Source organism: Dokdonia sp. Asnod1-B02, from assembly GCF_045063955.1.
Classification (GTDB): domain Bacteria; phylum Bacteroidota; class Bacteroidia; order Flavobacteriales; family Flavobacteriaceae; genus Dokdonia.
Window position 1 is genome coordinate 42,368 of the sequence record NZ_JBEFNW010000002.1, and the last position, 18,420, is coordinate 60,787.

The following is an 18,420-nucleotide window of genomic DNA, read 5'->3' on the forward strand; positions in this document are numbered from 1 at the left end:
CCGTTATATACGTGTAAATATACCAACTTTATGGCTATCCCTTTAGTGCATTCCATTGCTTCTTGGTTCTTAAAAAAACGCATTCACCAGATGGAACTTTTTATGAAGTACCCCTCTGAGGTTCAAGAAGAATTGCGCACTAAACTCATAGAGAAAGCAAAAGACACCGAGATAGGTAGAGCTTATGACTTTAAATCTATAAAGTCATATCGTGAGTTTGCAGACCGCATTCCAGTGACTTCTTATGAGGAAAATCAAAAATATATAGAGCGTAGCCGCAAAGGTGAGACAAACATAATGTGGCCTACACCTATCAAATGGTTTGCGCAAAGTAGCGGTACAACAAATGCTCGTAGCAAGTACATTCCCGTAAGTCCAGAATCACTTGAAAAATGCCACTATGCAGCTAGTAAGGATTTATTGTGCATGTATCTCAATAATAACGAAGGCTCACAGCTATTTTCTGGCAAAGGACTAAGACTAGGCGGCAGCAAGCAGTTGTATCAAGATAATGGAACTGTTTATGGTGATTTATCGGCTATACTGATTGATAACATGCCTTTTTGGGCAGAGTTCAGCAGTACGCCTACTAATGGCGTTTCACTTCTAAGTGATTGGGAAACCAAGATGCAAGCCATTGTAGACGAGACTATCCAGCAAGATGTAACTAGCCTCTCTGGAGTTCCTTCTTGGATGCTAGTTTTATTAAATAATGTTCTTGAAACTACTGGTGCATCAAATTTACTTGAAGTGTGGCCTAACCTTGAGGTTTACTTTCATGGAGGCGTTAGTTTTGATCCTTACATGGAGCAATATCAAAAATTGATTCCGTCTCATTCTTTTAAGTATTACGAGATCTACAATGCCTCAGAAGGCTTCTTTGCTATACAAGGTCAGAACGACTCTAAGGAGTTACTACTCATGCTTGACTATGGTATTTTCTATGAATTTATACCCATGACGACCTATGGAACTCCTAGGCAAAACGTAATACCACTTACAGAGGTAGAAGTAGGAGTAAATTATGCGATTATTATCACTACAAACGCTGGTTTATGGAGATATAAAATAGGTGACACCGTAAGATTTACAAGCACTAGCCCGTATAGAATTAAAGTTACGGGGAGAACAAAACATCACATCAACGTTTTTGGAGAAGAGCTTATCATTGAGAATGCAGAAGAAGCGCTTAAAAAAGCGACTAGAGAGACAGGCTCCGAAATAAAAGACTATACCGCCGCACCTATATTCATGGAAGGAAAGGAAAAGGGTGCTCACGAGTGGATTATAGAATTTAAGAATCCACCTGAGGATATCGCACTATTTAATCACAAACTAGATCTTGCACTTCAAGAAGTAAACAGTGATTATCAAGCAAAGCGTTTTAATAACACTACCTTAAACGCGCCCACGATTCATAGTGCTAGAGAAAATCTATTTTATGACTGGCTTAGAAAAAATAATAAGCTTGGCGGCCAGCACAAAGTACCTAGATTATCAAACAAAAGGGATTTTGTAGAAGCACTACTTGAGCTTGCATAGCATTGCAATCTGCATTTTTAAGTAGGTTTCATATTAAAAAATACGACCGCTAAGCAAAATTAATTGTTTTTTACGCTTTCGCGAAAGCGTACTCACCACAATACATTCTCCTTTTAAAACCTAAAACGCTAACTCAAAACCATAAAAAAAGGCACTCATAAGAGTACCTTTTTATTCTATTTATATAACCTCATTATTATGAAGCTGCTTTCAATTTTTTGAGCGTAGATTTATTCAATTTACCCTCTGCGTACGTCTTAGTTACATTCAGCGATTTCTCGTCAGAACTAGGAAGATCGAACATAGCATCTGTAAGGATGGCCTCACACAAACTACGCAATCCTCTTGCACCAAGTTTGTACTCAATAGCTTTACCTACCATATAATCCAAAGCTTCATCTGTAATGGTAAGCTCTATATCATCCATGCTAAAAAGCTTCTTATATTGCTTTATAATAGCATTTTTAGGCTCTGTAAGGATAGCTCTCAATGTTCCAGCATCTAGTGGATCCATGTGTGTCAATACTGGCAGACGACCTATGATTTCTGGGATAAGACCAAAATCTTTAAGATCCTTAGGAATAATATATTTAAGCATATTATCCTTCTCTACTACATCTTCACTTTTACTAGCCACAAACCCCATTGCTTGCATATTTAAACGCTTAGAAATGTGGCGTTCAATACCATCAAATGCTCCTCCAGCGATAAATAAGATATTTTCTGTATCTACCTCGATAAACTTTTGATCTGGGTGCTTACGTCCTCCCTTAGGCGGCACGTTTACTACGGTACCTTCTAATAGTTTTAATAACGCTTGTTGCACACCTTCTCCACTCACATCACGAGTAATAGATGGATTATCACTTTTACGCGCGATCTTATCTATCTCATCTATAAAAACGATTCCTCTCTGTGCTTTTTCAAGATTATAGTCGGCTGCTTGTAGAAGACGTGTCAAAATACTTTCAACATCCTCACCTACATAACCTGCTTCTGTAAGCACTGTAGCATCTACAATAGCAAGAGGCACATTAAGCATACGAGCAATTGTCTTTGCTATAAGTGTTTTACCAGTTCCTGTTTGTCCCACCATCACGATGTTACTCTTCTGGATCTCTATATCATCATCTGTCGCAGGCTGTAATAATCGCTTGTAGTGGTTGTATACCGCTACAGACATTACTCTTTTTGTAAATTCTTGACCTATAACGTACCCATCAAGAAACTCTTTAATTTCTTGTGGCTTTCTTAACTTAAGCTCTCCTTCAAGATCATTTGTAGCAACATCCTTAGACTCTTCTATCACAATACCATGTGCTTGCTCGATACATCTATCACAGATGTGCGCGTCAAGCCCAGCAATTAGTAAGCTAGTCTCTGGTTTTTTTCTACCACAAAATGAACATTCTAAATCTTCCTTTGCCATTTTATTTACTGTTTTGAGATATTATACGCTTTCGCGAAAGCATAAACCTCATTAGTCTCTCTTCAATATTTCATCTATCATACCATACTCAAGCGCTTTATCTGCCTTCATCCAGTAATCACGATCGCTATCGTTATATACCTTATCGTAATCCTGACCAGAATGCTTTGCGATAATATCGTAAAGTTCCTTTTTAAGTGTCAAGATTTCCTTTGCAGTAATCTCGATATCTGATGCTTGACCTTGTGCTCCACCCATAGGCTGGTGAATCATCACACGGCTATGTGGTAAACCACTACGCTTACCTTTTGCTCCTGCACAAAGTAATACAGCCCCCATAGATGCTGCCATACCTGTACAGATGGTAGCAACGTCTGGCTTGATAAACTGCATTGTATCATAAATACCTAGACCAGCATACACACTTCCTCCTGGAGAGTTGATGTAAATCTGAATATCCTTATTTGCATCTGTACTTTCTAAAAATAGTAACTGTGCCTGTACAATATTTGCAACCTGATCATTAATTCCTGTTCCCAAGAAAATGATGCGATCCATCATTAAACGAGAGAATACATCAAAGATAGCTATGTTCATCTGGCGCTCTTCAATGATATTAGGAGTAAGGCCTTGTGGCAACATACTCGTAATAATTTTATCGTAATAATTAGAGTTTACACCCTGATCTTTGATTGCAAAATCTTTAAATTCTTTTCCGTAATCCATATTTTTATAGCAATATATATTTTAAAAAAAAGCGTTTTACTAATACAAGTAAAACGCTTTAAAGATACTTATTATATAGGAAGTATTCTAATTGTAAACTTCCTTAACAAATTCGTCAAAGGTTACTTCCTTCTCCTTAAGTTTTACATTTTCTTTGAAAAATGCAAGCATTTTTACATTCATAAACTGCTCAGATAAGCGCTTTACTTCTTCTTGATTACCAAGTATACGTGCTGCGATATCTTCAAGTTCTTTATCTTCAGGGTTCATTTGACCATACTGCATCATTTGCCCTTTGATCATATCTTTTGCATAGTCTTTTAATTCTTCAAAAGTTACTTGAAGTTTATTATCTGTGACTACTTTCCCTTCTATAAGCTGCCATCTTAGACCTTTTTCAGAACGAGTAAACTCTTCTTTTGCCTCCTCATCTGTCATAGGCTTCTCACCACTAGATTTTATCCATCTAGCAAGAAAGTCTGAAGGAAGGTCAAACTTAGTTTCATCTATAAGACGCTCAGTAACGTCATTCATAAGTTGTTGATCGCTCTGTTGTACAAACTGGCGCTCACCATCTTCCTTAATCTTCTCTTTAAGCTCTGTTGTACTTTTTACAACATCCTTACCAAATAACTTATCAAAAAGCTCTTGATCAAGGTCTGCTTGCTCACGCTTATTTGTTTCGGCTAGTGTAAAGGTAACTTCTGCGTTCATTTCTTTAGCTTGATCTTCAGAGATCTTTAAAGCCGCCTGGTAAGTTCCTGGCTCAGAAAATAAACTTTTAGTTTTTAACGTAATTACATCACCAGGCTTTGCTCCTACTAATGCATCTACATTCTTCTTTCCTTTTACTTGCTCTATTTCAAAAGTCGCTTGGTTATCAATTCCCGCTTCTTCGTTTACAAAAGTACCAGTGATTTCACTATCCTTTGCTACTTCAGTTTGAGAAACTAGCGTACCGTATTGCTTTCTTATGGTAGTGACCTGGCTATCTACCATCTTGTCATCTACTTTGATTTTATAACTTGTAACGGCTTTCTTAGGAGTAAGATTTACATCAAACTTAGGAGCCATTCCTAATTCAAATTCAAAATTATAGTCGTCTGCATCCCAATCAAAACCTTCTTGATTTTTAGGAAGTGGATTACCTAACACATCTAGCTTTTCCTCCTGCAAAAACTTACCTAAAGCCTCTTGAAGTATTTTATTTACCTCATCAACTCTCACTGCTGTTCCATACTGCTTTTTAATCATTCCCATAGGGACATGACCTTTTCTAAAACCAGGAATATTTGCCGTTTTACGGTAGTTCTTAAGGATAGACTCTACTTTCTCGTTATAATCTTCTTTAACGATTTCTACCTTTACTACTGCGTTCAGGTCGTCTATTTGCTCTTTTGTAATATTCATTATGATGTAATTTTGAGGGCGCAAAAATACAATATTTTTACGAGTACAACAATCTTTTAAGATGTGCTTAACTAGCTCTTGCTGTCGTCTTTAATAAGTGAAAACAATATACTTTGAAAAATACTAAGCAAGATACTAAAGAGTAATGCCACCCAAATACCCCTCACCGAAAAGCCTCCTATAAAGTAATCTGCTATCAAGATTATGAAAGCATTGATGATAAAAAGGAACAATCCAAAGGTCAAAATCGTCACTGGCAATGTAAGTATGACTAGTATAGGTCTCACGATAAATTTAAGCAATGCTAGTATTATAGCGACAATAATCGCCGTCACAAAACCATCTACAGCAACACCTGGAAGCAGCTTCGAAAGCACTACTACCGCAACGGCTGTTAGTAAAATTTTGATTATAGATTTCATAAGATTGAGTTTTAAGGGTTACGCTTTCGCGAAAGCGCAAATTTACACATAAAAAAAGCGCCCTTTAAAAAGGCGCTTTTTACATATTATTAGTAAACGTATTCTAGTTTACATCATTGCTTATTGTTACCGTAGCATAGTCACCTATATCTACACCTGGAATCGTTGATCCATATGTATTATTAATGGCACTGATAACAGCGTTTGCAGTAAAAGCATAACCTCTAGGTGATGGATGTACTCCATCTAGTGAGAATGCACCTCCTGTCACAAATTGTGAAGAGAGAATACCACCACTAAAAGCAACACCACCGTTTGCTACATTTTGTAGCGCAGTTCTAGCATCTACATAAGCAAGTCCGTTGGCACTTGCTAGTGCCTGGATAGTTGCATTATATTGAGTTTGTGCTGCAGTTACTAATGCTTGCTCTTGCGTAGTAAGTACAAACTGATCTTGTAATGGTCTAGACACACCGTTAATAGCTAGTAAACCAGCTTGTTCAACAGGAAGACCTTGAGAAACTAAGAATCCTACATAAGCCTCATCTATTGTTCCTAAAACTCCAGCAGTTGTAAGTGGAATTAAATCATCATTTGTAGTTTGACGCAACTGAGATAATAATGCAGCTGTAATAGGATCTAAGTTAAAAGGCGCTCCTTGAACAATAGTTGAAATATCAGTTAAAGCTTCATCTTGAATAGTGATAAAGTTTGCTCCTGCACTAAAGTTAATTTGGCGAGCAGCAGCTTCTTCTGCTGTAATTACCCCAAAAGAAGCAAGTCCTGGCAATACTTGTGTGTTATAAGCTGCAAAACTAGCGTTAAGTGTTGCTGCCGTTTCCTCATCTAGCGGTATTGCTTGAGAAGGAACCGTTGTAAAGAAAGGAATAGAAGTTACATCTGGAATGTTTATCAATGCACCTTGTGCCCCCGTGCTTGTAAGTGCCGCAACCTCTTGAGAGTATACACTTGCAAATACGTTAGGATCTGTGATGTCATTAGGTCCATAAGTAGATGGATCTAAATTTCCTGCTTGATCTGCTCCTGCTCCACCTGATGTTGCAAAACCTAAGATGTCGTTGTTACCTATCCATAAAGAGAAAAAAGTAGGATTTGCAGCAACTGCTTCTGCCATAACTGTCGTATTTGCTGTACTAGCAAAACGAGCAAAATAAGGGTTTGCTTGACCTGTAGCTACTCCAGCAACATTACCATAACCCGGCGCTACAAGGTGAAAACTTTTTGCTCCTGGCACACCTACGTTATTAAATGGTCCAGCAACAATATTTGAAACCTCTGTAGTAGGAGTCCCTGCAAGACGTGCAGGTCCTGGGTTACCTTCTGCATCTGTAGCAAGTACAAAACGATTTTCTGTAATTTGCATACCTCCTAAAGTAAGTCCACCAAGGTTATCGCTTACTAGTGGTTGAGAGAAACCACCTCCTCCTGCAAGCGCAAACTGCTGCGCCATAATGTTAGGATAAGAGTTTTCTTGACCTGTGATGTACAAAGCTCCATCTGCAAAACCTGCAGTAAGAGAGTTTCCTACAGAAACGTAGCTTGAGAAATCAGCACTACCACTAGTGTAAAAATCCTGATTCTCTGTTATATCGTTGTCAAATTCTGGCTCACATGCAACGAGCCCAAGTGCAAGTGCCGGAAGTGCTATATAATTGAAATATTTTTTCATCAATGCTATTTTTATAATTTATAACTAAGACCTAAACCTGGTGCAAACGCACTTGATTTGTAAGTTCCTCCAAAAGGAACACGCTCTCCACCTTCTACATAAGAATCGTAAGAAGCATCAATTTCCTTAAATGTCAAGTAAAGGAAAGAAGCGTCAATCGCTAACTTATCTGTTACATTATAAGTAAATCCTCCTGTAAATCCGTAAGAATCGTTACGTGGAGTTTCTGGAGCAAAGAAACCATCTTGTACTGGAGACTCATCAAAGTAAACACCTCCACGAAGAACGAATTTTGAACTCACATCAAACTGAGCACCTAGACGGTAACTTGAAGCGTTCTTATAATTACGAGGGTTAATAGACTCTAGTGCAAGAGAACCATCTGTATTAAGGAACATAATATCTAATGCTTCATAAGCATCCCACTCTGCATAATTCCAATCAAAGTTAAGTGTCCACTTATCTGATGGCTTGTAAGAAACTCCTACTGTCCACTCAGCTGGTAATGGTAAAGTTGCAGTGAAGTCAAAAGTTCCGTTAGTAATAGGAGCAAGTGGAGAGTTAGGTACGTTTGAGAATACGGCATCACCATCTCCTTGCTCTACATCAATATCGATTCTAGACCTGTAGTTAACTCCAAAAGACCACTGATCATTAGGAGTAATTAAAGCTCCTACAGAAAAACCAAAAGCAGTTAGTCCTTGCGAGTCAAGCTCAACATTAGAACGATTACCATCAATATCTGTAAGGTTACGAGATAAATTACGATTAAAGTTAACCCCACCAATAGCTAGGATAGGTCCTCCTCCAATACTTAAATCTTCAAGTAATTTTACAGAAACTAAAGGCTGTACAAAAATAGCTGACAGATCAATACTATTAACAAGATGTGATCCAGACCAGTCTGTTGGGTACTCTACAGTACTTCCATAAGGAGTATATACAGCTAGACCTACTGCTAGTTTTTCACTCACGTTATAACTTGCATATAGATACAAAGGCGTTCCTGTAGGACTCTCTGTTTGTGAAGTCTGTCCAAACTCAGCGTTCTGGAACTTTACATCAGAGAATACACCAAAACCTCCTACGGCTATATTTAATTTTCCTTCTAGGTGAACTAAACCTCCTGGGTTAAAAAATGCAATCTCTGCATTATTAACCATTGCCACACCAGTGTGACCCATCGCTAGACCGCGTTGTCCTTGTAAACTTACTCGGTATCCACCGGCATACGTTACAGCACAAACGAGTAGTAGCACAACGACACTTAATACTTTTTTCATAATTTAATTTAAGGTTAAGGGAAATGTGTTATTCTTAAAAATCTACCCTCAAAAATACAGTATTTACAAGGGATTTATAGATTTATTATCAATTTACTATGCATACATAGTAAATTTGCTGAAACAATGTTATAAAAAAATTATCACTTCTTTATAAAAATCTTTAGGATTTTCTGCGTGAAGCCAATGTCCAGCATTTGAAATAGTGCTTAATTTTGCTTTCGCGAAAGCGTTATAAAGACCTTTTTCATCTTCATCAAGAATATAATTTGACTTATCTCCCCTTAAAAAAAGCACCTCTCCTTCGTATGAAGATCCCTCCGGAAGCGCCTTCCCTATTTGTTCTATGTTTTCTATAAGCGCCTTGAGATTCATTCTAAAACCTAGCACACCCTTTTCTTTCCAATAAAGATTCTTGAGCAAGAACATTCTAGTCCCGTCATCTGTAATATATTTTGAGAGAAAATCATCTGCTCCTGAACGACTTGTCATTGCTTGTGCGTCGTTTGACAATGCAGTTAATCCTTCAAGAATGATCTGGTGATGTTGTGGATATTCTTTTACACCTATATCTGCTATGATCAATTTCTTTACCATATCTGGATGGGTGGTAGCATAAAGCATAGCCACCTTACCTCCCATTGAGTGTCCAAGCAAATAGAATTCTTCTAGTCCATTTTCTACACAATAAGACTTGAGATCTTCTACCATTAACTTATAGCTAAAAGCATCACTATGGAAACTACGACCATGATTACGTTGATCTATAAGATGCACTTGAAAACCGTCTCCTGCAAATTGCTTTGCAAGCGTTTTCCAGTTATCACCCATTCCTAGAAAACCGTGTAATATTATGAGCGGCTCACCTTCTCCTATGATATTAGAATGCAACATAAACTATTGAAGTTTTTTGAGATAAGAAGCCACCACTGTTTCAAAACCTAGATATAAAGACTCCGCCATCAACGCATGACCTATAGACACCTCTAGTAAGTCTGGAATGCTATTATGAAAATATTCAATATTATCTAGTGACAAATCATGCCCAGCATTAATCCCAATTCCTAAATCACTTGCGTGAAATGCAGCAGCTATAAATGGTTTTATCGCTTCTTCCTTATTAAGCACATAACCATCTGCATACGACTCTGTATACAGCTCGATGCGGTCTGCGCCAGTTTCTTTAGCTCCTTCTACCATTTCTAGCACTGGATCTACAAAAATCGAGGTGCGTATTCCCGCATCTTTAAACTCTTGAATTACTTCTTGCAAGAAACTTTTGTGCTTTATAGTATCCCAGCCAGCATTACTTGTAATAGCATCTACAGCATCTGGAACTAGGGTAACTTGCGTAGGCTTAGTCTCGAGAACTAAGTCTATAAACTTCTGGATAGGATTTCCTTCTATATTAAACTCTGTAGTAACTACATCTACAAGATCTCTCGCATCTTGATACCTTATATGACGCTCATCTGGTCGAGGATGAATAGTTATTCCTTGAGCACCCATTTTCTCTAGGTCACTCGCTACTTTTAATAGATCTGGAACATTACCTCCTCTTGCGTTACGCAATGTGGCAACCTTATTTATGTTTACGCTTAATTTTGTCATAGCAATATGGTATTATTTGATATCACAAAAATACAAAGAGACCGCTGCTAGGCGGTTATTTTTTCATTATTTTGCAGTATGACGTTAACAGATTTCATTATAAATGATATTTCCCCAGTTTCTGAAAAGCAGAATATAGGAGAAGTACAGTCTATTTTTAGTCAAACTACCTACTCTCATGTTCCTATAGAAAGGGAAGGTGTATACGTAGGATCACTACCTGAAAATGACACTCATTGCCTAGATGCAGGTATTCCTATTAGCGAATACAGCCATGGGTATGAACAGTTTTTTGTGCGTTATGATACAAACTGGCTAGATGTACTCGAGACTTTTGCACGACACGGCTGCAATATGATGCCAGTGCTAGATGAAAAAAACACTTATCTAGGCTACTACGAGCTAGAAGACGTAATGAGCTTCTTTAACAGCACTCCTTTTATAAGTGAGCCAGGAAGTGTGGTAATTATAGAAAAAGGAATCCAAGATTACTCCTTTAGTGAGATAAGCCAGATTGTAGAGTCTAATGATGGGAAAATCTGGGGTATGTTTATCTCTAGAATAGAAAATGACGTTGCCGAAATTTCAGTAAAAATAGGCAGATCAAATTTTAATGATATTCTCGCAGCCTTTAGAAGATATAGCTATAATGTGGTGTCTAGTCACCATGAAGACACCTTTCTTACAGACTTAAGAGAGCGCTCTCAATACCTAGAAAAATACCTTAACATCTAATAAATTATGAAAATTGGTATTTACGGTCAGTTTTATCATAAAGAAGCGGGGCAATACATTCAGCAGCTTCTTGATATTCTTGACAAAAAACAGATAGAAGTCATTATAGAAAAGAATTTTCTCAAACTCATACATGAGAATGACACTATTGAAAAAGACTATAATCACTTCTCCACCTTCAAAGAATTAGACAACAGTTATGACCTCTTTGTGAGCATAGGTGGCGATGGAACCATCCTCAAGACGGTAACCTACGTAAGAGATCTTAACATCCCTATAGTAGGAATAAATACTGGGCGACTAGGTTTTCTTGCAACCATTAAGAAAAATGAAATTGAATCCTCTATTGATAAAATATTAACTGGAAAATACAGCATCTCTAAAAGGAGCTTGTTGCAGATTACAACTAGCAAAGCCTCAGAAGAAATAGGAGAGCTTAACTTTGCTCTTAACGAGATTGCTGTGAGTAGAAAAAATACTACTTCCATGATTTCGGTGAAGACTAAGCTCGATGGTGAAGACTTAACAAACTACTGGGCAGATGGACTTATTGTTGCCACTCCTACAGGCTCCACTGGATACTCGCTTAGCTGCGGTGGCCCGGTAATCACGCCGCACACCTCAAGCCTTATACTCACACCTATAGCTCCGCATAACTTAAACGCACGACCACTAGTAATCCCTGATAACACAGTGATAGAACTTAGCGTTTCAGGAAGAGAAGAGCAACATTTGATTTCGCTGGATTCCCGCATAGCAACCCTAGGTAATGAGACTATTATCACTTTGCAAAAGGCACCATTTCAAATAAGCCTCATACGTTTAGAAGGAGATAGTTTTTTAAAAACACTTCGTCGCAAGCTCCTTTGGGGAGAGGATAAAAGAAACTAGACAATATTTATGCATTTAATGTGTTTTCTGTAAGGGTTACCAGCATGTATTTGAGTCCGCTTTCGCGAAAGCGTAAACTAACCCACAGCATCTTAGCAATCCCTAATTGCTAGTACCAACACAGAATTGTTATATTTGCAAACTTTTAACACCATATGAAGTACCTGACGATTTTATTGATCGCCATTTTTTGGAATACTGAAACGCAAGCTCAGACTTATGAAATAGGAGGGTTTATAGGCGGATCTAATGTTGTAAGTGACATAGGCTCTACTAGCTACTTTTCTCCTAACAAGCCTGTTTTTGGAGCTATTTTGAAGTGGAATAGAAGTTCAAGACATTCCTTTAGATTTACAGCCCTATTTACAGAGCTAGAAGGAAATGACGAGGATAGTCATGAGGCAAGAAGACAAAGTAGAGGATTATCCTTTACTAATAGTCTTCAGGAAATTTCATTAGGATTGGAGTATACGTTTTGGGAATTTGACATGTTTAAAGATCGTAATGCAAACGCACCGTATTTATATACTGGTCTTACTGTTTTTAATCAAGAAAACATATCAAACATAGATGGTGTGACAGCAAGTGGAAACGCACTAGATGTAGCGATTCCAATTGTATTAGGATATAAAGTAGCAGTAAATAGTGCAATGGTCATAGCCTTAGAAGGTGGTGCTCGTTATACATTTACAGATAATATAGATGGCAGCGATCCAGCAGGAGAAGAGGCTTTAAGTTTAGGAAATAAAAATAATAATGATTGGTATGTATTTACGGGACTGACCGTGAGTTTTACCTTTGGCCGCAGACCTTGTTACTGCGGATTTTAAGAATATAATGGACGTACTTGCCCAGATTAATAAAGAAAAATTGCCCCAGCATATCGCCATTATTATGGATGGTAATGGTAGATGGGCAAAAAAACAAGGCCTTCTTAGAGCTGTAGGTCACAAGAAAGGATCAAAAGCAGTAAGAGAAGCCGTGGAAGCCGCAGCCGAACTTGGCGTGCCTTACCTCACCCTTTATGCTTTTTCTACAGAAAACTGGAATCGCCCTAAGGCAGAAGTAGATACTCTCATGAACCTGCTTGTATCTTCTTTAAAGAAGGAAATCTCAACCTTACAAGACAATGATGTTTCCCTTAACACCATTGGAAACACTAGCTCTTTACCTAAAAAGGCGCAAAGAGAACTTGATGAGGTTATAGAAAAAACAAAGAACAATAAAAGGCTTAAACTCACACTTGCATTGAGTTATGGCAGCAGAGAAGAACTAATAAAAACTGTCAAAGAAATAAGCGATAAAGTTAAAAATAACCTAATTTCGCCAGCTGAAATAGATGAATCTTGTATAAATGAGCATCTTTACACCCATGACATGCCGGATGTAGATTTGTTAATACGTACAAGTGGAGAGCAACGAATTAGTAATTTTTTGTTGTGGCAGATAGCCTATGCTGAGTTTTATTTTACAGAAATACTGTGGCCAGATTTTAGAAAGGAACATTTACATGACGCTATTTACAATTATCAGAAAAGAGAACGAAGATTTGGAAAGACAAGTGAACAAATTAAATAGTGCATCTACTTTTTCAAAAGTGACAAGCAAATGGATGATTTTTTTAGCCCTTTTGAGCTTCACTTTTGCACAAGCGCAAAGACAATTACCGTTAGATCCCGAAGTTAAATATGAAATTGCAGACATCAAAGTAAGTGGGGTTTCTACTTATAATGAGAACACTGTAATTGCATTTACAGGACTGCGAGTGGGAGAACGTATCTTTCTACCTGGGCAAAAGATTACAGATGTAATCAAAAAACTATGGGGACTAGAACTCTTTTCAGACATTAACTTATATGTTACTGCAGTTAATGGAGACAAGGTAGATTTACAATTAGACATCAAAGAAGTTCCAGAACTTAATGAAGTTAGATTTAAAGGAATCAAACAGAAAAAAGGAGCCAACTTCATCAAAGACAATGGTCTTAATAAAGGCGCAAAGGTTACAGAAAACCTAGAGACAACAGCCAAGAATTATATCGAGAATACTTACAAAAAGAAAGGATATCTCAACTCAAAAGTTTTTATCAACACTGTTCCTACCGTAGATAGTATAGGTGCAAACAAAGTCAATATGACTGTAAATATTGATAAGGGGGAGCGTGTAAAAATAGCTGATATCAATATTATAGGACGTGAGAAGCTCAAAGAAGGAACTCTCTTAGGCTCTATGAAAAGCACTAAAGAAAAGAAAATCTGGCGCGTATGGAAGCGATCTAAATTCATAAAAGCAGATTACGAAGAAGATAAAGTTTCACTTATTAATAAGTACAAAGAAAAAGGATACCGTGACGCACGAATTGTTTCTGATACTATCATCAAGAATAACGAGAAGAGTATTACGATAGAAATGAACGTAGAGGAAGGTAATAGGTACTACATAGGTGATATTGATTTTATAGGAAACTCTGTGTATACAGATGAACAATTAAGCCGTCAACTAGGCCTTTTTAAAGGAGATGTCTATAATGGAGTTCTCTTAAAAGAACGTATTCAAGACGACACAGATCCAGATTCAGACAACATCGCAAACCTTTACCAAAATAGTGGCTACCTCTTCTCAAATATTAATGCAGTAGAAACAAGTGTTCAAAACGACACTATTGATTTTGAAGTTCGTATTTCAGAAGGAAAACTCGCTTATTTCAATAAAGTAACTGTAAAAGGTAACGACAAAACTAAGGATAAGGTAATCTATAGAGAATTACTTACAAAACCTGGGCAACGTTATAGTAAAGCTGCCGTAGTTGGAACTATTAGAGAACTTGGTCAACTAGGATTTTTTGATGCACAACAGCTAACGCCTAATTTTGATAATTTTGATGCTGTAGGAGGTACTGTAGACTTAGAATATAATGTTGTAGAGCAAGGTGCCAGCCAGATAGAGCTTCAAGGAGGTTTTGGTGGTGGTGGTTTTGTAGGAACGCTAGGTCTTTCTTTCAACAACTTCTCTATCCAGAACATATTCAATAAAGACGCATACAAACCTCTTCCTATGGGAGATGGTCAGAAATTCTCTTTGAGAGCGCAAGCAAGTCAGTTTTTCCAAACGTATAGTGCTTCACTTACAGACCCATGGTTTGGTGGGAAACAACCAGTACAATTTTCTACATCTTTTTCACATACGATTCAATATCTCTTTACCGGAGTAAACAGTGGTAATGCTAGCGATCGTGTAGACAGGGATAGAAAGTTTTTAATCACAGGTGGTTCTGTTGGACTCTCAAAACGCCTTTTATGGCCAGATCGCAACTTTAGCTTGTCACACGCTATCAGTTTTCAGCACTTTGATTTGCAAAACTACAACACAGGACTATTTACCTTTGGTGATGGATCATCAGAAAACTTAGCGTATACAGTAGGTTTAAGTAGAAGAGAAGTATTTGGTGGACTTATATTTCCTACTGGTGGATCAGACATAAGCGTTACGGCAAAACTTACACTTCCTTACTCAGCCTGGAACGGTGTGGATTATAAAGGCTTAGCTGTAGAGCGTGACGAAGCACTAGCTGATGGCGTTAGCAGTACAGGTAAAACCGTAGGAGAAATAGATCAAGAGCGTTTTAACTGGCTAGAATACTACAAGGTGAAATTTGATGGTAAGTGGTATACTCCGCTAGTTGGTAAATTTGTCCTACAAACTGGGATTGAATTTGGATGGCTTGGAGCTTATAATCAGGACAGAGGCGTACCGCCATTTGAACGTTTCTTCTTAGGAGGAGATGGTCTAGGTGGCTTCTCACTTGATGGTAGAGAGATTGTACGACTTAGAGGCTACCCTAACCAAGCGGTAACTCCTATTGATAGAGGAACTGCGCTTTCTAGCACGGATCAAGCAAATGATGGAGCGACTATCTACAATAAATTCAGTCTAGAACTTCGCTACCCTATCTCGTTTAATCCACAAGCTACTATTTATGCATTAACTTTTGCAGAAGCTGGATCATCTTATGACAATTTTAGAGACTATAACCCGTTTCAATTGAATAGATCTGCTGGAGCAGGAATTCGTATATTTATGCCAGCCTTTGGTTTATTAGGATTGGATTTTGGATATGGATTCGACCCAATTCCTGGTACTGTAGGAGCAAATGGATGGGAGACACACTTCATTATTGGTCAGCAGTTCTAATTTTTGGCACGATTATTTCTAATGCAATTCTGAACTTATGAAGACACATGTTTTTCTCTTACTAATCGCAACAATGTTGTTATCTACTTCACTAGAAGCTCAAAGAGCTAGTGGTGTGCGTATAGGATACATTGATATGGATTATATTCTTGAAAATGTTCCTGAATACCAAGAAGCATCTACACAGCTAGATAATAAGGTAGGGAAATGGAAAGGTGAGATCGAAACTAAACTTGAAGAGGTTGCTGCAATGAAAAAGCAACTGGATAATGAAAGAGCATTACTCACAAAAGAGCTTATAGAAGAACGTGATGAGGAAATCACTTTTGAAAGAGATCAAATATTAGAATACCAGCAAAAACGTTTTGGACCAGGTGGAGATTTAGCCATCCAGAGAAGACAACTTGTTGAGCCTGTACAGGACCAGGTATTTAACGCTGTTCAAGAAATATCTGCAGCAAAGAAGTTTGACCTTGTCTTTGATAAATCATCAGACTTAATGATGCTGTATACGGCAGACAGACTTAATATAAGTGACCAAGTCCTTAGAAGTATTACTAGAGCTGCAAAACGTAATCAAATCAATAGTAAGAAGGACGAGAGAGATTTTGACATCGATGAGGCAAAAACAGTAGAGCAAGATAAAGCCAGTCAAGAAAGACAACGAGCAATAGACGCAAAGACTGCCGAACGTGATGCAGCACTTGAAGCCCGTAATAAAGATAGAGAAACGCAAAAAGCAGAACGTCAAGCGGCCTTTCAAGAAAGAAGAAGGTTATTACTTGAAGAACGCCAGCGTAAGAAAGATTCTATACAAGCTGTACGTGAAGCAAAAACCACAACATCTAGCGGAAGAGGCACGCCAACATTAGGCACGGATCCTGCAAATGCTAAAGCAGCCAAAGAAGCTGCAATTGCAGATAGAAAAAGAAAAAAAGATTCTATTATTGCTGTAAGAAAGGCAAAAAGAGATTCAATTTTAGAAGCAAGGAAAAAGAAAACTACGCCTCCAGCACAAAATGGAAATGACGGAGACGGTAGATAACCCTTATTAATTATTACACTTAACTCAAATTAGATTAAAATGAAACAGTTTACAAAAGTATTAGCAGCAATTGCACTTATCGTAGGAATGAGTAGCGCTATGCAAGCACAAAGCAAAGTTGCACACATTAACTCACAGTCTCTTGTAGAAGCTATGCCTACCTATAAGAACGCAATGTCTGAGCTTGAAAAGCTACAGAAATCATATGACACAGAAATATCTGCAATGGGTGCAGAGCTTCAAAAAACATACGAGCGTTATAACCGTGAGGCAGAAACTCAAACTGATGAGGAGAACGGAAGACGTATGCAAGAAGTTCAAGAAACACGTACTAACATTGCAAAGTACCAGCAAACTGCATTACAGACACTTCAAACTAAGGAACAAGAATTGATCAAGCCTATTATCGAAAAAGCAAGATTAGCTATTCAAAAAGTTGCTAGAGCAAAAGGTTTTGAATTCGTACTTGATTCTACACCTGGAGCTGCAGGAGTTATCATGGCAGATGGTTATGATTTAATGCCAGACGCAAAAGCTTCTTTAGGAATATAATTTTAAAATATTCTTTCGCTTAAGCGAAAACAAATATTAAAAACTGCCCTTTTTAGAGGGCAGTTTTTTATTTTAGATACATGCAAAATAAAGGTAACATTGGACTTTTTGATAGTGGTATAGGCGGCACTTCGATCTGGAAAGAGGTAGTCACACACCTACCATATGAAAACACCATATACCTAGCCGATAGTAAGCATGCTCCTTACGGTGCAAAATCAAAAGAGGAAATAATTGCGTTATCTATAAAAAACACAGAAAAGCTTATACAACTAGGCGCAAAAATTATTGTTGTTGCTTGTAATACCGCAACCACAAACGCCATTGATTACCTCAGGAAAATTTATGACATCCCATTCATAGGTATTGAACCAGCTATCAAGCCTGCAGCACTCAATTCTAAAAATAAGACCATTGGTATTCTAGCGACCAAGGGAACGCTAAACAGCAGCCTGTTTCAAGATACTTCAGAGAAGTGGACAAAGGGAACTAAAGTTATAGAAGTGATAGGAGAAGGCCTTGTACCGCTTATAGAAAAGGGAGATCTTGAGAGTACGGTTTTAAAAAAACTTCTTAAGTCATATGTAGACCCAATGATCGCCCAAGAAATAGATTATCTCGTTTTAGGATGTAGTCACTATCCATACCTCATCCCACTTCTAACTGAGTTATTACCTCAAGAGGTAACTATCATAGATTCTGGATTAGCCGTTGCTCGCCAGACTAAGTCTGTTCTTACTGAAATAAAAGCCTGCAATACTGCAACGACTGGAAATCATCAATTATTTACAAATGGGGATCCCCGTATTTTAGAAAAAGTATTAGTACGCTTTCGCGAAAGCGTAACCCCTCCACTTGATATCACTATCAAGAAACTTGATTTTTAGCTTAC

17 protein-coding genes are annotated in these 18,420 nt (G+C 37.8%); 9 read left to right on the forward strand and 8 right to left on the reverse strand.

What is annotated here, in order from left to right:
• Nucleotides 1-30 precede the first annotated feature (30 nt).
• The gene (locus ACJJVU_RS00170; RefSeq protein WP_405220929.1) at nt 31-1,542 is read left to right on the forward strand and encodes a GH3 auxin-responsive promoter family protein; all 1,512 of its coding nucleotides are present in this window, start codon (nt 31-33) and stop codon (nt 1,540-1,542) included.
• Between the two features lie 196 nt (nt 1,543-1,738).
• On the opposite strand, the gene clpX is transcribed toward ACJJVU_RS00170, so the two are convergent.
• From clpX to ACJJVU_RS00210, 8 genes are all read right to left on the reverse strand, one after another.
• Nucleotides 1,739-2,971, reverse strand: coding sequence for an ATP-dependent Clp protease ATP-binding subunit ClpX (clpX, locus tag ACJJVU_RS00175; protein WP_013750315.1), 1,233 nt, complete (start codon nt 2,969-2,971; stop codon nt 1,739-1,741).
• Between the two features lie 51 nt (nt 2,972-3,022).
• Nucleotides 3,023-3,697, reverse strand: coding sequence for an ATP-dependent Clp endopeptidase proteolytic subunit ClpP (gene clpP, locus ACJJVU_RS00180; protein WP_013750316.1), 675 nt, complete (start codon nt 3,695-3,697; stop codon nt 3,023-3,025).
• An 87-nt stretch (nt 3,698-3,784) separates the two neighbouring features.
• Nucleotides 3,785-5,107 carry a trigger factor gene (tig, locus tag ACJJVU_RS00185; RefSeq protein WP_298322484.1) on the reverse strand — a complete coding sequence of 441 codons (1,323 nt, stop codon included), beginning with the start codon at nt 5,105-5,107 and terminating at the stop codon, nt 3,785-3,787.
• A gap of 71 nt (nt 5,108-5,178) precedes the next feature.
• On the reverse strand, nt 5,179-5,529 hold the full coding sequence (locus ACJJVU_RS00190) for a phage holin family protein (RefSeq protein ID WP_405220935.1): 351 nt from the start codon (nt 5,527-5,529) through the stop codon (nt 5,179-5,181).
• 103 nt (nt 5,530-5,632) lie between these two features.
• Complete coding sequence (locus ACJJVU_RS00195) at nt 5,633-7,219, reverse strand: G-D-S-L family lipolytic protein (protein ID WP_405220938.1); 1,587 nt, start codon at nt 7,217-7,219, stop codon at nt 5,633-5,635.
• A gap of 11 nt (nt 7,220-7,230) precedes the next feature.
• The gene (locus tag ACJJVU_RS00200) at nt 7,231-8,502 is read right to left on the reverse strand and encodes an outer membrane protein transport protein (protein WP_339845417.1); all 1,272 of its coding nucleotides are present in this window, start codon (nt 8,500-8,502) and stop codon (nt 7,231-7,233) included.
• A gap of 129 nt (nt 8,503-8,631) precedes the next feature.
• Nucleotides 8,632-9,396 (reverse strand): alpha/beta fold hydrolase, encoded by a 765-nt coding sequence (locus ACJJVU_RS00205; protein ID WP_405220941.1) that lies wholly within the window; start codon nt 9,394-9,396, stop codon nt 8,632-8,634.
• Between the two features lie 3 nt (nt 9,397-9,399).
• Nucleotides 9,400-10,113 (reverse strand): pyridoxine 5'-phosphate synthase, encoded by a 714-nt coding sequence (locus ACJJVU_RS00210; protein WP_298322497.1) that lies wholly within the window; start codon nt 10,111-10,113, stop codon nt 9,400-9,402.
• A 78-nt stretch (nt 10,114-10,191) separates the two neighbouring features.
• On the opposite strand from ACJJVU_RS00210, the gene ACJJVU_RS00215 reads away from it, so the two are divergent.
• From ACJJVU_RS00215 to murI, 8 genes are all read left to right on the forward strand, one after another.
• Nucleotides 10,192-10,848 (forward strand): CBS domain-containing protein, encoded by a 657-nt coding sequence (locus ACJJVU_RS00215; protein ID WP_108877769.1) that lies wholly within the window; start codon nt 10,192-10,194, stop codon nt 10,846-10,848.
• Between the two features lie 6 nt (nt 10,849-10,854).
• Nucleotides 10,855-11,739 carry an NAD kinase gene (locus ACJJVU_RS00220; RefSeq protein ID WP_405220950.1) on the forward strand — a complete coding sequence of 295 codons (885 nt, stop codon included), beginning with the start codon at nt 10,855-10,857 and terminating at the stop codon, nt 11,737-11,739.
• A 155-nt stretch (nt 11,740-11,894) separates the two neighbouring features.
• The gene (locus ACJJVU_RS00225) at nt 11,895-12,569 is read left to right on the forward strand and encodes a DUF6089 family protein (RefSeq protein ID WP_405220953.1); all 675 of its coding nucleotides are present in this window, start codon (nt 11,895-11,897) and stop codon (nt 12,567-12,569) included.
• A 7-nt stretch (nt 12,570-12,576) separates the two neighbouring features.
• Nucleotides 12,577-13,317, forward strand: a complete 741-nt coding sequence (locus ACJJVU_RS00230) for an isoprenyl transferase (RefSeq protein ID WP_108877766.1) — start codon at nt 12,577-12,579, stop codon at nt 13,315-13,317.
• Nucleotides 13,250-15,931 (forward strand): outer membrane protein assembly factor, encoded by a 2,682-nt coding sequence (locus ACJJVU_RS00235; RefSeq protein ID WP_405220956.1) that lies wholly within the window; start codon nt 13,250-13,252, stop codon nt 15,929-15,931. The genes ACJJVU_RS00230 and ACJJVU_RS00235 overlap by 68 nt, the downstream gene beginning before the upstream one ends.
• 37 nt (nt 15,932-15,968) lie before the next feature.
• Nucleotides 15,969-16,976: an OmpH family outer membrane protein gene (locus ACJJVU_RS00240; RefSeq protein WP_405220959.1), complete on the forward strand. Its 1,008-nt coding sequence runs from the start codon at nt 15,969-15,971 to the stop codon at nt 16,974-16,976.
• Nucleotides 16,977-17,015: 39 nt separating this feature from the next.
• Nucleotides 17,016-17,528 carry an OmpH family outer membrane protein gene (locus ACJJVU_RS00245; protein ID WP_298322516.1) on the forward strand — a complete coding sequence of 171 codons (513 nt, stop codon included), beginning with the start codon at nt 17,016-17,018 and terminating at the stop codon, nt 17,526-17,528.
• Between the two features lie 80 nt (nt 17,529-17,608).
• The gene (gene murI, locus ACJJVU_RS00250; protein WP_405220962.1) at nt 17,609-18,415 is read left to right on the forward strand and encodes a glutamate racemase; all 807 of its coding nucleotides are present in this window, start codon (nt 17,609-17,611) and stop codon (nt 18,413-18,415) included.
• The last annotated feature ends 5 nt before the right edge of the window (nt 18,416-18,420 follow it).

What these genes read in the sequence shown, in the direction of transcription:
- ACJJVU_RS00195 (WP_405220938.1), bottom strand. Translation starts at nt 7,219, where the DNA reads ATGAAAAAATATTTCAATTATATAGCACTTCCGGCACTTGCACTTGGG.
- ACJJVU_RS00190 (WP_405220935.1), bottom strand. Translation starts at nt 5,529, where the DNA reads ATGAAATCTATAATCAAAATTTTACTAACAGCCGTTGCGGTAGTAGTG.
- clpP (WP_013750316.1), bottom strand. Translation starts at nt 3,697, where the DNA reads ATGGATTACGGAAAAGAATTTAAAGATTTTGCAATCAAAGATCAGGGT.
- ACJJVU_RS00230 (WP_108877766.1), top strand. Translation starts at nt 12,577, where the DNA reads ATGGACGTACTTGCCCAGATTAATAAAGAAAAATTGCCCCAGCATATC.
- clpX (WP_013750315.1), bottom strand. Translation starts at nt 2,971, where the DNA reads ATGGCAAAGGAAGATTTAGAATGTTCATTTTGTGGTAGAAAAAAACCA.
- ACJJVU_RS00220 (WP_405220950.1), top strand. Translation starts at nt 10,855, where the DNA reads ATGAAAATTGGTATTTACGGTCAGTTTTATCATAAAGAAGCGGGGCAA.
- tig (WP_298322484.1), bottom strand. Translation starts at nt 5,107, where the DNA reads ATGAATATTACAAAAGAGCAAATAGACGACCTGAACGCAGTAGTAAAG.
- ACJJVU_RS00235 (WP_405220956.1), top strand. Translation starts at nt 13,250, where the DNA reads ATGACGCTATTTACAATTATCAGAAAAGAGAACGAAGATTTGGAAAGA.
- ACJJVU_RS00210 (WP_298322497.1), bottom strand. Translation starts at nt 10,113, where the DNA reads ATGACAAAATTAAGCGTAAACATAAATAAGGTTGCCACATTGCGTAAC.
- ACJJVU_RS00205 (WP_405220941.1), bottom strand. Translation starts at nt 9,396, where the DNA reads ATGTTGCATTCTAATATCATAGGAGAAGGTGAGCCGCTCATAATATTA.
- ACJJVU_RS00240 (WP_405220959.1), top strand. Translation starts at nt 15,969, where the DNA reads ATGAAGACACATGTTTTTCTCTTACTAATCGCAACAATGTTGTTATCT.
- ACJJVU_RS00245 (WP_298322516.1), top strand. Translation starts at nt 17,016, where the DNA reads ATGAAACAGTTTACAAAAGTATTAGCAGCAATTGCACTTATCGTAGGA.
- ACJJVU_RS00215 (WP_108877769.1), top strand. Translation starts at nt 10,192, where the DNA reads ATGACGTTAACAGATTTCATTATAAATGATATTTCCCCAGTTTCTGAA.
- ACJJVU_RS00200 (WP_339845417.1), bottom strand. Translation starts at nt 8,502, where the DNA reads ATGAAAAAAGTATTAAGTGTCGTTGTGCTACTACTCGTTTGTGCTGTA.
- murI (WP_405220962.1), top strand. Translation starts at nt 17,609, where the DNA reads ATGCAAAATAAAGGTAACATTGGACTTTTTGATAGTGGTATAGGCGGC.
- ACJJVU_RS00225 (WP_405220953.1), top strand. Translation starts at nt 11,895, where the DNA reads ATGAAGTACCTGACGATTTTATTGATCGCCATTTTTTGGAATACTGAA.
- ACJJVU_RS00170 (WP_405220929.1), top strand. Translation starts at nt 31, where the DNA reads ATGGCTATCCCTTTAGTGCATTCCATTGCTTCTTGGTTCTTAAAAAAA.